The organism is Peribacillus acanthi, from assembly GCF_003073175.1.
GTDB classification, from domain to species: Bacteria; Bacillota; Bacilli; order Bacillales; family DSM-1321; genus Bacillus_BN; species Bacillus_BN acanthi.
In genome coordinates this window covers 1-13,600 of sequence record NZ_QBBX01000011.1, presented here as the reverse complement: position 1 = coordinate 13,600, position 13,600 = coordinate 1, and the positions used below count along the sequence as shown (strand labels likewise).

The 13,600-nt window shown below is 35.2% G+C and carries 14 protein-coding genes and 1 riboswitch; of the genes, 2 read left to right on the top strand and 12 right to left on the bottom strand.

Features of this window, described 5'->3' with window-relative positions:
* Window positions 1-158: 158 nt before the first annotated feature.
* From DBX25_RS12285 to DBX25_RS12230, 11 genes are all read right to left on the bottom strand, one after another.
* Window positions 159-1,433, bottom strand: a complete 1,275-nt coding sequence (locus DBX25_RS12285; protein ID WP_108671099.1) for a Glu/Leu/Phe/Val family dehydrogenase — start codon at window positions 1,431-1,433, stop codon at window positions 159-161.
* Between the two features lie 208 nt (window positions 1,434-1,641).
* On the bottom strand, window positions 1,642-2,223 hold the full coding sequence (locus DBX25_RS12275; RefSeq protein ID WP_108671097.1) for an adaptor protein MecA: 582 nt from the start codon (window positions 2,221-2,223) through the stop codon (window positions 1,642-1,644).
* 84 nt (window positions 2,224-2,307) lie between these two features.
* Entirely contained in the window at window positions 2,308-3,216 is a 909-nt protein-coding gene (locus tag DBX25_RS12270) for a MerR family transcriptional regulator (protein WP_108671096.1), read from the bottom strand.
* Window positions 3,217-3,304: 88 nt separating this feature from the next.
* Window positions 3,305-4,078, bottom strand: coding sequence for a metallophosphoesterase (locus DBX25_RS12265; RefSeq protein WP_108671095.1), 774 nt, complete (start codon window positions 4,076-4,078; stop codon window positions 3,305-3,307).
* 17 nt (window positions 4,079-4,095) lie between these two features.
* Window positions 4,096-4,488 carry a hypothetical protein gene (locus tag DBX25_RS12260; protein WP_108671094.1) on the bottom strand — a complete coding sequence of 131 codons (393 nt, stop codon included), beginning with the start codon at window positions 4,486-4,488 and terminating at the stop codon, window positions 4,096-4,098.
* A gap of 57 nt (window positions 4,489-4,545) precedes the next feature.
* Window positions 4,546-5,178: a CBS domain-containing protein gene (locus DBX25_RS12255; protein WP_108671093.1), complete on the bottom strand. Its 633-nt coding sequence runs from the start codon at window positions 5,176-5,178 to the stop codon at window positions 4,546-4,548.
* A 92-nt stretch (window positions 5,179-5,270) separates the two neighbouring features.
* A complete protein-coding gene (locus tag DBX25_RS12250) occupies window positions 5,271-5,729 on the bottom strand; it encodes a YpbF family protein (protein WP_108671092.1) in 459 nt (152 codons plus the stop codon).
* Between the two features lie 183 nt (window positions 5,730-5,912).
* The gene (locus tag DBX25_RS12245) at window positions 5,913-6,566 is read right to left on the bottom strand and encodes a LysM peptidoglycan-binding domain-containing protein (protein ID WP_108671091.1); all 654 of its coding nucleotides are present in this window, start codon (window positions 6,564-6,566) and stop codon (window positions 5,913-5,915) included.
* Window positions 6,566-7,171, bottom strand: coding sequence for a CPBP family intramembrane glutamic endopeptidase (locus DBX25_RS12240; protein ID WP_108671090.1), 606 nt, complete (start codon window positions 7,169-7,171; stop codon window positions 6,566-6,568). Before DBX25_RS12240 ends, DBX25_RS12245 begins: the two co-directional genes overlap by 1 nt.
* Window positions 7,161-8,666 (bottom strand): RecQ family ATP-dependent DNA helicase, encoded by a 1,506-nt coding sequence (locus DBX25_RS12235; protein WP_108671089.1) that lies wholly within the window; start codon window positions 8,664-8,666, stop codon window positions 7,161-7,163. Before DBX25_RS12235 ends, DBX25_RS12240 begins: the two co-directional genes overlap by 11 nt.
* The gene (locus tag DBX25_RS12230; protein WP_108671088.1) at window positions 8,663-9,727 is read right to left on the bottom strand and encodes a YpbB family protein; all 1,065 of its coding nucleotides are present in this window, start codon (window positions 9,725-9,727) and stop codon (window positions 8,663-8,665) included. The genes DBX25_RS12235 and DBX25_RS12230 overlap by 4 nt, the downstream gene beginning before the upstream one ends.
* Window positions 9,728-9,975: 248 nt before the next feature.
* Here DBX25_RS12230 and DBX25_RS12225 point away from each other — a divergent pair, with 248 nt between their 5' ends.
* The gene (locus DBX25_RS12225; RefSeq protein WP_108671087.1) at window positions 9,976-10,224 is read left to right on the top strand and encodes a ferredoxin; all 249 of its coding nucleotides are present in this window, start codon (window positions 9,976-9,978) and stop codon (window positions 10,222-10,224) included.
* A 95-nt stretch (window positions 10,225-10,319) separates the two neighbouring features.
* Here DBX25_RS12225 and DBX25_RS12220 read toward each other — a convergent pair whose 3' ends face one another.
* Window positions 10,320-10,904, bottom strand: a complete 585-nt coding sequence (locus DBX25_RS12220) for an ECF transporter S component (RefSeq protein WP_108671086.1) — start codon at window positions 10,902-10,904, stop codon at window positions 10,320-10,322.
* Window positions 10,905-11,070: 166 nt separating this feature from the next.
* Window positions 11,071-11,208: riboswitch (FMN riboswitch) on the bottom strand.
* 241 nt (window positions 11,209-11,449) lie between these two features.
* On the opposite strand from DBX25_RS12220, the gene serA reads away from it, so the two are divergent.
* Window positions 11,450-13,024, top strand: coding sequence for a phosphoglycerate dehydrogenase (gene serA / locus DBX25_RS12215; RefSeq protein WP_108671085.1), 1,575 nt, complete (start codon window positions 11,450-11,452; stop codon window positions 13,022-13,024).
* The last annotated feature ends 576 nt before the right edge of the window (window positions 13,025-13,600 follow it).

The window sequence follows — 13,600 nt, the reverse complement described above, 5'->3', positions numbered from 1 at the left end:
CTAATCCTAAAATTGGCCACTACGTCGATTTACTTCTTTGCTGCCAAATTATACATTGCTAAAGGACAAAAAAAATCCTATCATCAACATTAATGATAGGATTAATCTTATATTATTTCAAACATATTGCAATGTCAGTACTGAATTTGGTAGAAGGATTAAATCCATCCACGGAAACGGGAAGCTTCAGCCATTTTACGAACTCCGACCATATAAGCCGCTAAACGCATGTCTACTCTTCTAGTCTGTGCAGTTTCGTAAATGTTGTTGAAGGATTTAACTAGGATTTTTTCTAGTTTTTCCTCAACTTCTTCCTCTGACCAGTAATAACCTTGGTTGTTTTGTACCCACTCAAAGTATGAAACGGTAACTCCACCTGCAGAAGCCAATACATCAGGAACAAGCAAGATGCCTCTTTCTGTCAGGATTTGAGTAGCTTCTAAAGTTGTTGGACCATTAGCAGCCTCTACAACTATTTTAGCTCTGATATTGTGAGCGTTTTCTTCAGTAATTTGGTTTTCAATAGCTGCTGGTACAAGAATGTCACATTCAAGTTCCAATAGCTCTTTATTTGTAATAGTGTTATTGAAGAGCTTAGTAACTGTTCCAAAGCTGTCTCTACGATCCAATAGGTAGTCGATGTCTAAACCATTAGGATCATAAAGGGCACCGTATGCATCGGAAATACCGACAACGATTGCTCCTTCGTCATGCATGAATTTCGCTAGGAAGCTTCCTGCATTCCCGAAACCTTGAACAACTACTTTTGCACCTTTAATCTCAATTCCTTTTTTCTTTGCAGCTTCATGGATACAGATTGTTACACCTTTTGCAGTAGCAGATTCACGTCCATGAGAACCTCCTAATACAAGCGGTTTACCTGTAATGAAACCAGGAGAGTTAAACTCATCAATACGGCTATACTCGTCCATCATCCAAGCCATGATTTGTGAGTTAGTGAAAACATCTGGAGCAGGAATATCTTTAGTTGGTCCTACAATCTGACTGATTGCACGTACGTAGCCACGACTTAACCTTTCCAACTCACGGAAGGACATATTTCTTGGGTCACACACAATCCCACCTTTTCCTCCTCCGTATGGAAGGTCGACAATGCCACATTTAAGGCTCATCCATATTGAAAGCGCTTTAACTTCTCGCTCTGTAACGCCAGGATGGAATCTAATTCCTCCCTTTGTTGGTCCAACAGCGTCGTTATGTTGCGCTCTATATCCAGTAAATACCTTTACTGAACCATCATCCATCTTAACAGGAATTTTAACTGTTAGCATTCGTAATGGTTCCTTTAGAAGTTCAAACACCTCTTCTGGGTATCCTAGTTTTTCTAAAGCTTTGTGGATTACAGTTTGGGTGGATTTCAGCACATCATGTTTTTCATGGTTAGCATTATCCGTACCTTTATCGGCTACCATTCATGTACCTCCTAAAAAGTCATATCTAAAATTAGCAACTTGGTCACCTTCAGAGATAGTATACACCTTTGGACAATTTATGCAAAGAAAAATTAACAGGTTTTGATTAATTTTTAATTGAACTTTTTTATTATTCCAACATAACTTTATTTTACAGCCTATGAATTCAAAAAACCCCATCTTTTCAAGGTTTTGATGGGGTTTTCTCTTAATGAATATTTTTAAAAAAATCACACAATTGAGAAATTGCATGGCTAGGAAAAATGGTTTTACCATATTCTTGGATTCTAAATAGAGATAACGTAGATGTTATTCCATATTCAGCTGCAAGTGAAATGGCTGCATCATATTTTTCCGTTGGAATATCCTCAAAATAAAAAATATATTTGTCTTCGAACCAATATACTGCACCAGCATCTATATCTATTGAATTTAGTCGATGGGCAAGCTGGATCAAATGTTCAAATTCCTTGAATGAGAAAATGATATGAGGCTGCTCCCCCATTTTCACATTCAAGTCAAAATACTCTTCTTCATCCGCGCTTTCATCATCTTCCCTAGTAACGATGATAACTAGTCCTTGGGCATGTAATGAGAATATCTCAATTTCGATGGCTCCAACCATCAGGAAATTCATTTCATCACAGGCTTCTTCAATCATGGATTGGAATATCTTTTGTACTTTCAAGGAATGGCCTTTAATATCATCTAGGGTGAGACCGTATTCCATTAAATCATCAAAGGTTAAGAAAATCTTTATTTTGTTATAATTTAACCGTTCAAGCTTCATAGTCGAATGCCCCCTGTGATGATATCCATCTTCCTATATCTTATGTATAAGAAGAAACAGAGTGCCTTTCCAACTACCGATGCTTTAGTTGATTTTAGCAGCCAACCACTTTTCCCAATAAGTTTTATCATTACCTAACAATTGATCTGAAAAATGTTCTCTTTCAGGCTGTGAAATATTATCCATCGCACTACCTCCTAGACCAATTTCCAGATGGGTAAACTTGTCTTTTAATTCGTTAACTAAGGCAAATGTATCCTTCGTATTTTCTTTTAAGGTACAGGACATGAACAGAAACTTAGGCTTGACTGTATCAATTACAGTAATGAGATCCTTCGTTTCTAAACTGCCGCCTAAGTAAATCACTTCAAACCCTTTTCTTCGTAAAAATAAAGTAAATATTAATATACCGAATTCATGAGATTCATTTGGTGCGCAAACAGCTATGGCCTTAGGAAGATAAGAGTTCTGAGGCAGCGTATGCATGATAAAACCAATTCTAGACCTTAAAAGTGATGATGCGAAATGTTCGTGTGCAGTCGTGATTTTCCCATTCTCCCACAAATCACCTATTTGCACTAAAATCGAACCTAATATCTCTATGACGACTTTTTCAATCGTAAACATGGCGAATGCTTGATTGATTAATTCATGTGCCTTATTTTCCTCAAATTTTAGCAACGCATCCAGTAAGTCCGAGCATAAATTTTTTGATTGATCTCCATTCATCTCATCTTGAATAAATGTCTCGCTCAAAACTTCCTGCCTTTCAAGAAGAGAAACTGCCTGACTAATCGTAAAACCTTGATTTGTTTTATCAATTAGCCATCTTAGAATGCGTACGTGCTCATCTGTATAAAGTCTATGTCCAGATTCATTTCTGACAGGTGCTATAAACTGATATCTACGTTCCCAAGCTCTGAGGGTCCCCGGCTGAATACCAAGCATTTTCGAAACTGCCTTTATGTTGTATTTCCCTTCAGTAAAAGCCATACAAATCCTCCAAAACTAAACATGATTACTTCCTAGTATACTGAACGTTTGTTTTTGTGTAAATTTTGTATAGGTTTTGCATGGAATTCTATTTGTATGTTTTATGTTTAATAGTGATTACATGCGTTTCGGGTTTAGCTCCGAGCCTTAACGGAACTAAACTAGTACCATAACCATTTGAAGTGAAAAGTAATGAATTTCCATGTTTTTTAATTCCACCTTTTTCATAAGGTCCAAACCAAAGAAATCTGATTTGTCCACCATGTGTATGACCACTTAAAATTAACGGGATACTATCGGACTCTTTTATTTTTTTTATAATCCCTGGATGATGACTAACTAAAATACGAAAAGAACCTTCTATAGAGTCAGATAATGCTAAGTCCAATTTATCTTTTTGAAATCCTAAGTAATCGATTCCAACTAGTGAAACGAGATCTCCCTTTTCAGATTCAAAAATTACGGAAGTATTATCAAGAATTTTTATGCCATATTGTAGTAATGTGGCATCAAGCCAATGATAATCACCTTCATAATCATTGTTTCCCCAGACGAAGTATGTAGGGCCGAGACCTTTCAATTTTTTTATGTTTTCTTCTACTCTTTTTTGTGGCACTCCTTTTTCAGTCAAGTCACCACCAATAATTACGATGTCGACCTTCCCCTTGACTTCATCGATAATCTTATTGCTAATTTCTCGCTTGTGAATATCAGAAATAAAAAAAACCTTAAGCTCACCAAAGCTTGAAGGAAATTGCTCGAATGAAAATTCTTGGTAATAAACTTTATTTTGATTAGCAGTCCTCCACATAAAAAAAACAATCAAAAACGCAAAAATCAATAAAATCAAGATATAAACCATTGTGTCTCTCCTAATAATTAATCAGCCGTTTTTTGCCTAATGCTGTAATAATCTATTGAAATAATACCATATAGAATAGAAAAACTAAAAAACAAAGCTGTATGTAAGACGCTCATGGAAGAAAACACATAAAAACTCACTAAAGAAAACGTAGAGATAAAAATTATTTGCACTTTACCTTTTCTACCCTTAATAAATTCAATAAACTCTGTAAATCCTTCTTTCAATATACTAGCATGGCAAAGGGTACCGATGATAAAACTGATGGATGACGCAAAAAAATCTAATGGATTTAATATGCATTCTGTTAAAAATCCATTTAAGGAAAAAGGAAGATCAAGAGGAAACCATTTAATAAAGGCTAAACCACTCATGATTCCAACTAAAAGTTTCAACCATTTAATGAACATAAAAAATCCCCCCATATCAAAATGTATGAGAGGAATAAAGTTTCATAACAGCTATTGTTAATCTTCGTGTATATCTAAAATTCGGAAGCCAGCTTCTTCAACCTTCTTCGTGAATTTATCAATATTAGGAGCTTTTTCAATTTTCATGACAATTCTACGAACAAGCTTGTCACTATCATCAAAGGTTACAAGTGAGATAATATGCTCATGGAACTGATGAGCAATTTCAGATAATCTTGCAAGACGCCCCTCCGTTTCTACAGAAGTGAAAGCGATTCTGACCCCTGGTCTATGTACACCAAAAGCACTTTGGAATTGCTCTAGCACATCAAAGCGAGTAACCACTCCAAGGAATTTTTTATTGTCATCCACCACCGCTAATAACGGGAAATCTTTTAGTTCGATTAATGTGTTTTCAAACAGCTCCTGCCCTACAAGATAATTGTCGGTATGAGTGGCAATTTCTTTAGCTAGTGTATTCTTCAAGTATTCTTCCTTAGTCAGAATAGATTTAAAGAAGTTCTCGTAGATTCCGTATCGCGTGACGATCCCTACATAGTTCTCCCCGTCCAGCACCGGTAAACCATCAATTTTATATTCTTCAAGCTTTTGTAACGCTTTATCAATCGTGTCTTCATGACTAATAACATAGCAATTATGATTAGGGATCATAATACTTTTAACAAACATATAGCACACCCCGTTTTTGTAATATTTCTTAGATAATGTATTCAACAAACGGTGTCATTTACCTTTTTAAAATAAAATATTTTTTTCATTTTCTATTTATTTTCATGATAAAGGTTGATGTCATAGTTTTTCTTCATCATTTCATAAACCTTATGCCTTTTTTTCCAAGAATCCTCATGTTTCCACAGATCCTTACTCCTGTCGATAATCTCACATCGAAGTGCATGATACTCCGTTTCAGCCTTGTCTAATTTCTTTTTCAGGAAAAGCATGTATCCATACAAACCAAAGACAACTAACATATAAATCAAATTCATAAAATCATCTACAAAAACGGAGTACATATCAAAAAAAGAATATGAATAGGGCTTTAAAATAAATTGATACAGATAGGCCATGAAAAGCAGACCAAGGATAAACGACGATACACTAGTTTGAAAATGTTTCTTTTTAAGTTTATCAAACTTCTTTTTTCTATCAATTACATTATTTAACATTACTTTTGTTGCTTGGTCAGTCCAATCCTCTAACATGATAACGGACATTTCCATAAAAAATACCTCCGGAGCATAAACAGTTTACAACATTGTATGACCTTGTCCTACAATGTAGACCTGAAAATACTTAAGAGGTACTCTTTATTTAAGACTGTTGCATAGTTTATTGGTTTTTGACAATAAATTCTTACATACCAAAAATGCTGCAAACTTCAAATATCCACCTTGAAGAATGAATTAATTATTGTTTTTTATTGGTATTTTCAGTTCTTGCCCTACTTCTATGCTATTATCTTTAAGGTTATTCCACTCTTTTATTAGCTCAATTCCCTCTTGAGATTGATAGTAATTCATTGCTATACGAAAGATTGTCTCTTGTGGTTTTACAACATGGTAAACGATTTTATAGTCTTCTTCTGAGGAATCTTTGCTAACTAATGATTCGTCCTGTTGACCGTCCTCGGTACTCGATGTTTCACTCTCTTTCGTCGTTTGTGTATTGGTATTTTGACTGGATTGTTTAGTTGAATCTGAAGAAGAAATAACTTCATTTTGTTTATCAGTATTTTCTTCGTCGTCTGTTTGCGTTATATTCTCGTTTTCGTTAAATTCAATAGTCTCAACTCCCTGCACCTCATCAACAGAAGTGACAGCTGTTTCATTATCCTGATGATTTGCAGCATAGATGGCATAAATCGTAATCGGAATCAAAATAAAAAATAAGGATAAGAGCTTGATTAATGGGAATTTGACTTTCCATTTTGTTTTTTGCTTCTTATTTGCATGTAATTCGCTTCTGGTCGGAAGAGATGATGAATTTCTTTTCATCCCTTCTATTTCTGAACGAAGTCCATCAGCTTGATCAAGTTGCTTATTCGATCTTCTTTCCACTAATCTTCCCTCTCTTCTAAAGTCATTTCTTTTCTTGCTGACCTACGGATGATTATTCCTAAAATACAATCTATAAGAAAATGTGCAAATATCGTGACATTCAGATTGCCTGTCCATTCGTAAAGGAAGCCAATGAAAAAACTAAGTAACACAATATTTATAAACAAAAACCAATTAAACAAATATCGATAATGAACAATTGAAAAAATAATACTAGTGAGAACCAAACCAAAAGTAGTTTGCAGAATTCCTCGAAACAAAATTTCTTCTGCAATCGCTACAACAAAAGCTACAATGATAATCATTGGATAGGACAAGCTTCCAAAAATTCGCTTGTTTATCCCACCATCGTCATGATAACGCTCAGGTAAAAACTTCATGAATACGATATCTAACGAAACAATAAGTAGCCCAGATAAACCTCCAATTACCACTATTTGCTCAAAATCCCAACGGAATAATTCAGAAAATTGTTGGAAGCTGTTAAAAGTTAAAAAGCCAATAATTGCAGCAACGATTAAGACAATTACTTGAGTTAATATGACATTAGCTAGAAGTTGCTGATCCGTAAGATGTTTTATCAGTTCTGCTTGTTTATTTTTCATGGCTTCTCTTTTCCAACAATAATTTCTCCAATTCTAGTTCCCAACCCTTAAAGGAATCGCGTTTCTCATATAATAGCTCGTTTCCAAGCCACAAACTTTCTGGGATCAAATGGCCACAATTATCACAACAAGATTGTTGGGAGAGTTGGGGCTCTTCATTGAAATACTCAAATAGGTTTTGTCGTCTGCAGTTTTTATCTTTTATCCAACCTTGTATATTCAAAAGTTTAGCAACTTTGTTGGTTCTTCTTTCATTTAGATAACCTTGAATTTTACCCCTTTGATTATTAGAATCTTTAAATTGATGAAGAAGCGAATCTATTAATCGTATGTGGATTTCATTCAAACCTAGCTGCTGCATCCTTTCAGTCATTAGTTCCTTTTTCTTAATTTCATTATAATCCTTAATGGATTGCTTGTAATCGAACAATAGGTCTATAGATGAGTTTCCTGGTAATTCAAAATCCATTAGATGAGTATGAATGGCTTCATCTCCCTCTCCATATAAAAGAATCGAACAGCTTTGTTCACCATCGCGACCAGCTCTGCCGATTTCTTGAACATAGGACTCAAGGTCACCTGGCATATGAAAATGAATTACATATCTCACATTCTCTTTGTTTATTCCCATCCCAAATGCGCTTGTTGCACAAATAACATCCAATTGACCATTAATGAATTGTTGTTGGATTAGGATTCTTTGTTCTTGCTCCATTCCACCATGGTAATGGGATATTAAAAGATTTTCTTTTGATAGATGCTGAGCGGCTTGTTCTGCAAGTTTTTTACTTGAAAAATAAATGATACCTGGTGGTTTCAGTTGGGAAACAAGTTCCTCTAATTTACTCATCTTTATCACATGGTTTTCACAATGAACCACTTGCATATTAATATTGGGTCGATTCACTGATGAAATAACTTCATTACCTTCTTCTATTCGGAGCCTCAATTTAATATCTTTTCGGACTTTTTCTGTTGCAGTTGCGGTTAAAGCTAGAGTTAATGGGAAATCCAGCTTCTCCCGAACGTCTCCTAACTTTAAATAATCGGGACGAAAATCGTATCCCCATTGAGAAATACAATGAGCTTCATCTACAACGAATAAGCCAATCTCAAGTAATTGTAAGGCACGAATAACATTCTCATTTGAAAGCATTTCGGGTGATAGAAATATGAATTTATATTGATGAAGAACTTCCAAAACTTTGGATTTTTGTTCTGTGGACAGAAAAGAATTTAGAGCGACTACCTTTTTTTCTCCCCGTGATTTCATCTGTTCTACTTGATCTTGCATTAATGAAATTAGTGGAGAAACAATGACCACCCTTACATCCAAAACATATGCTGGCAATTGAAAACAAAGAGATTTCCCGGTACCAGTAGGAAGCATAGCGAGTGTATCTTGGCTGTTTATTAAGCTCATTACAGTTTCCTCTTGTCCCTTCCTAAAGGAACTATATCCAAAATATTGCTTTAAATAAGACAATAAATTCATAATCGCCCACCACTTTTTGCTAAAACCAACCTAATTTGAAAATAGCTTACTTGATGATCAAGCTCTTGTTTAATTATTTTCAATTGTTTGGTCTTTAGCTTATTTGAAATGGAAAGTATCTCTTGAAAAATCTCCTCACTTACATAAGGTGATATATTAAAGTCTTTAATACTCAATGCAAGTTCGACAATATGATCTTCGACCGTACTTGTTTTTAATCCCCTTACAGCAGCAATCTCATCTATTCCATAACCTTTCCCCAACATCCTATAGGTTATTTGACTTGACTCAGTGATTTGAGAGAAATGTTCTGTATACAAATCCTTACTTAAATTAAATAAAACAGGAAATTTATTTGGTGATTTTTTTATCTCTTGAATAATATAGTGAAGTGTATTTAAGAATAAATAATGGATGTGCCATTCATCCAATTTTAGTTTCTTCGAAATCTGTTGATTAGTCCACCCTGCTCTATGAAATCCTGTTAACTTCCATACGAATATATGTCTTTGATCTTCTGATAAAGAATGAAGGATTATCACAAACTCCTTATGCAAAAAATCACCAATTATCTGGCGATTATTAAAAGACATGAGATATTGTTTAACAAAATTTTGAACCCCAGTATCTCTTTGGATAGGAATATATATAGATGATTCGTGATTGTAATTAGAAATTACTTGTACAAAGAGTGACAGCCTTTTCCAAAAAATCCTTACTGGACGTTGAAGACCCATCCCATTAAGATGGTTGGGGATTTCCATTTTTGAAAAAGCCATTTCTAACGCCAATACACCTTCTGGATTTACGATGGCATGCTTCTTATCTGAAATGAATTGTATATAACCTTGATTATGTAAATTATTCACTAATATATCAAAATCACTACGATTCATGTTCCTAGCTGTATCAAACCATACCGATATGTTATATAAATGACTGTCTTGGATTGTTTGGAAGCTTTTTTTCCCACTCAAAATGTGATAGATTGAATAAACTGTTCGCTCTCCATTCACTTTAATAAGTATGGACAAAATGAGTGCCTCTATAAATGTAATCATTATTTTATCACTCACTTTTAATTTTATCTTACATCACATTTTATCAAATTAAGGAACATTTTGTAGAGAAAAATTGAATTTTGTCACTTTATTTTAAAATGGTAAAAGTGCAACAAACCCTTATATGATAAGCATTCTCAATAGATTTTCTATTGAAAAGTTTAGGAATGAGATTTACAATAAAGGATAGAAAGATGTTTCTTGTGTAAAATCATGGAAACAAAATTATTGGCGGGAGGATTTTTAACATGGCAAAATATACGATTGTTGACAAAGAAACATGTATCGCTTGTGGTGCTTGTGGAGCGGCTGCACCGGACATTTATGATTACGATGATGAAGGCATTGCATTTGTTACTCTAGATGACAACCAAGGAATTGTTGAGATTCCTGATGTTTTATTAGATGATATGATGGATGCTTTTGAAGGCTGTCCTACTGACTCCATTAAAGTTGCAGATGAGCCATTCGACGGCGACGCTATGAAATTTGAATAATGCTTAAATGGAAGTGCCACCCTTATTATTTGGGTGGTATTTTTATTTCAACAAAAAACGTCTCCAAAAATGGAGACGTTTTTAACATTTATATATTAAGCTCCCTTCAACATGGACTTTTTGTTAATCCATGGCTGAAGTTTAGTAAATAATAGCATGAATACAATAGTAATAAAGATTCCTTTAATTAGATTGAATGGTAAGATCGCTGTGACAATCAACTGTCTTGTTGCACTTGCAGACATTGCTTCCCAACCCATAAAAATTGAATAAGCTGGCAAAATCACAAAGTAATTTAATACCGACATAATGAATGCCATCGATAATGTACCTGCAACCAACCCAAATGTCATACCCTTCTTAGTTAGAAGTTTTGAATAAACAAAGTATGTTGGTAGGACGAACAATAACCCCGCTGTAAAGTTTGCAAGATGCCCAATCGGAACACCTGTAGAACTTCCTGTCATGATATAGTCCAGTAGATTTTTAATTAGTTCAACCAATATACCTGCCATTGGTCCGAATAAAAGTGCGGCTATCAAAGCTGGAATATCACTAAAATCAATCAACAAATAATTAGGTAACCCTGGGAAAGGAAAGTTTAACAGCATCAAAATATACGCTATACTGCTGAACATACCTATTGCTACATACTTCTTAACCTTACTTTCTTGCTTCATTCTTTTCTCTCCTTCTTTTTGTGTCTACTCCACGAAAAGAGGATTGGTTCATTGCATGGCTTTTTCTCCAACATAAATAAAACCTACAGAAAAAAACATTCTGTAGGGAGAAAAAAGCGCATCCAAATAAACGTAATAACTATTATAAATTAAAACGTCCTTGAACCTCCACCTTCTCCCATCCAGACTATACTGTCGGCTTTGGAATCACACCAAATCCTGCCATTATAAAAACGGCTCGCGGGCTTAGAGAAACTTCCTCATCACCGCCGGTCGGGAATTACACCCTGCCCCGAAGATAGACTATTTAATTTTTACTACAGTAATGATTATATAGGAATTAACTCGTTCTGTGAAGAAATTTGTTTCGGGTACCAAAAACAATTAATACCAATCACAAATTAAATGCGAACAAAAATCATTATTGCCTTATTTAACGTTCGTAATTACGATATATTTGTCCATGTTAAATTGACAGATGTTCTTTCATTATGTAAAATAAACAAAAATTTATAATATTTTGCCAAATAGGATGGTGGTTTTGAGTGTATAAAGTCTTAGTCGCTGATTCAATAAAACCTGAAGGATTATATCCATTATTAGAAGCTAAGGAGATTGACTTAATTCAGAAAACAGTTGAGGAAGCACAATCAGAATTGCATGAAATTGACGCCATTCTAGTGCGTAGCGCAACCAAAGTTACTGAAGAATTGATGAATCAAATGCCGAAGCTACAAATTATCGCTCGAGCTGGTGTTGGAATTGATAATGTAGATGTAGAAGCAGCAACTAGGAACGGAATCGTAGTGGTGAATGCACCTGACGGAAATACGATTTCTACTGCTGAGCATACTTTTGCAATGATGTCATCTTTGCTTAGACACATACCTCAAGCCCATACATCATTAAAAAATAGAGAATGGAAGCGCAGTTCATTTACTGGAACTGAATTGAATCGGAAGATATTAGGAATCGTTGGATTCGGTAGGATTGGAGGAGAAATTGCAAAAAGAGCAAAAGCCTTTGGAATGGATGTCCAAGTCTATGACCCATTTTTAACTGCTGATCGTGCAAAAAAATTAAACGTTACACTCTTATCTATAGAGGAATTAATAAAAACCTCCGATGTCATTACCGTACATACACCTTTGACTAAAGAAACGACTGGTATTTTGAACAAGGAAAACCTACGTACAGCAAAAAAAGGCGTCTATTTGTTAAACTGTGCACGTGGCGGAATCATTGATGAAAACGATTTATATGAACTAATTGTTGAGGGGCATATCGCAGGAGCTGCACTCGATGTGTTCTCTGAAGAACCCGCTATCCATAATCGTCTATTAGAGCTTGATCAAGTTATTGTAACCCCTCATTTAGGAGCATCCACAAAAGAAGCTCAGTTGAATGTCGCAACACAGGTGGCACAGGAAGTTTTGCATTATTTGAACGGGAATCCAGTGGCTAATAGTATCAATTTGCCAGCTATATCAAAAGAACTATTCGAAAAGGTACAACCTTTTTATCATTTAGTAAAACAATTGGGATCAATTGTTTCTCAATGCATGAAAGAAGGCATACATGAAATATCGATTACCTATGCAGGAAATGGCTTTGATTTTGATTCATCGATTTTAACCAAAAGCTTACTTTCAGGATTTTTCCAATCAAGAGTGGATGCAACAGTTAATGAGGTAAATGCACTTTTGACAGCCAAGGAAAGAGGAATAACTATTGGAGAAAAAATATCACAAAACACATTTGGATATTCGAATTGTATTTCTGTAACCGTTAAAGGAGATAAGAAAACCTTTGAACTAAAAGGAACTTATATTGAGAATTATGGACCTAGAGTGGTTAGTTTAAATGGTTTTCACATTGACTTCAATCCAATAGGTAATCTCTTATATATCCAGCATACTGATAAGCCGGGAGTCATCGGACGAGTTGGAAAAATTTTAGGAGACCACGGTGTAAATATTGCTACGATGCAAGTTGGTCGAAAGACAATTGGTGGAGAAGCAATAATGATTATGTCCTTTGATAAGCCTCTTAGTGAAGAAATGTTCACACTTATGGAGAACCTGGACGATATTACATCTATGCACTCTATAACCCTTTAAAGTATAAAAGCACAAGCGCGTTGTTACGCTCCGACAAGCATTAGCCAAGCCGGCGAGAAGGCTGGTCTTTACCGTCTTGATGGATCGACTTATGACCTCGTGGCCGACTAAGGTCGCCATGTCCAGTAGCACCGATGGCATTTGTACGTCCTGTACGTCAGGGCTAGGCGCTGTAGCTAGACGCAGAAATTCTTATATATAAGTTATCCTCAGTTCTAGATAATATTAATTTCTAAACAATAATAAAAGCGTGTTAACTTTAATGGTTAACACGCTTCAGACTTTAGACAAACTCTAAGAATTAAGAGTTTGTCTAAAGTCTTTTTTCAATTAAAATAATTTATATACTAGATAATCCTTTAATTTCCGTTCCTGGCGAACGCTTTCCGCGGGGTGTGACTTGAGCCTCCTCAGTCACTATGCTCCTTGCGGGGTCTCAAGCTTCACACTCCTCCCGCAGGAGTCGTCGCCCTCCACTCCAATCAACTAAGCGGTTAAAATACAAAAAGTGACGTACAAAATGATGACGAGAAACCAATTAAATGAACGTGAACAATTAGAAGTGTGGGCGATTGA

Bases quoted from the DNA above. Each gene is read 5' to 3' on its own strand.
- DBX25_RS12285 (WP_108671099.1), bottom strand. From the start codon at position 1,433: ATGGTAGCCGATAAAGGTACGGATAATGCTAACCATGAAAAACATGAT.
- DBX25_RS12275 (WP_108671097.1), bottom strand. From the start codon at position 2,223: ATGAAGCTTGAACGGTTAAATTATAACAAAATAAAGATTTTCTTAACC.
- DBX25_RS12270 (WP_108671096.1), bottom strand. From the start codon at position 3,216: ATGGCTTTTACTGAAGGGAAATACAACATAAAGGCAGTTTCGAAAATG.
- DBX25_RS12265 (WP_108671095.1), bottom strand. From the start codon at position 4,078: ATGGTTTATATCTTGATTTTATTGATTTTTGCGTTTTTGATTGTTTTT.
- DBX25_RS12260 (WP_108671094.1), bottom strand. From the start codon at position 4,488: ATGTTCATTAAATGGTTGAAACTTTTAGTTGGAATCATGAGTGGTTTA.
- DBX25_RS12255 (WP_108671093.1), bottom strand. From the start codon at position 5,178: ATGTTTGTTAAAAGTATTATGATCCCTAATCATAATTGCTATGTTATT.
- DBX25_RS12250 (WP_108671092.1), bottom strand. From the start codon at position 5,729: ATGGAAATGTCCGTTATCATGTTAGAGGATTGGACTGACCAAGCAACA.
- DBX25_RS12240 (WP_108671090.1), bottom strand. From the start codon at position 7,171: ATGAAAAATAAACAAGCAGAACTGATAAAACATCTTACGGATCAGCAA.
- DBX25_RS12235 (WP_108671089.1), bottom strand. From the start codon at position 8,666: ATGAATTTATTGTCTTATTTAAAGCAATATTTTGGATATAGTTCCTTT.
- DBX25_RS12230 (WP_108671088.1), bottom strand. From the start codon at position 9,727: ATGATTACATTTATAGAGGCACTCATTTTGTCCATACTTATTAAAGTG.
- DBX25_RS12225 (WP_108671087.1), top strand. From the start codon at position 9,976: ATGGCAAAATATACGATTGTTGACAAAGAAACATGTATCGCTTGTGGT.
- DBX25_RS12220 (WP_108671086.1), bottom strand. From the start codon at position 10,904: ATGAAGCAAGAAAGTAAGGTTAAGAAGTATGTAGCAATAGGTATGTTC.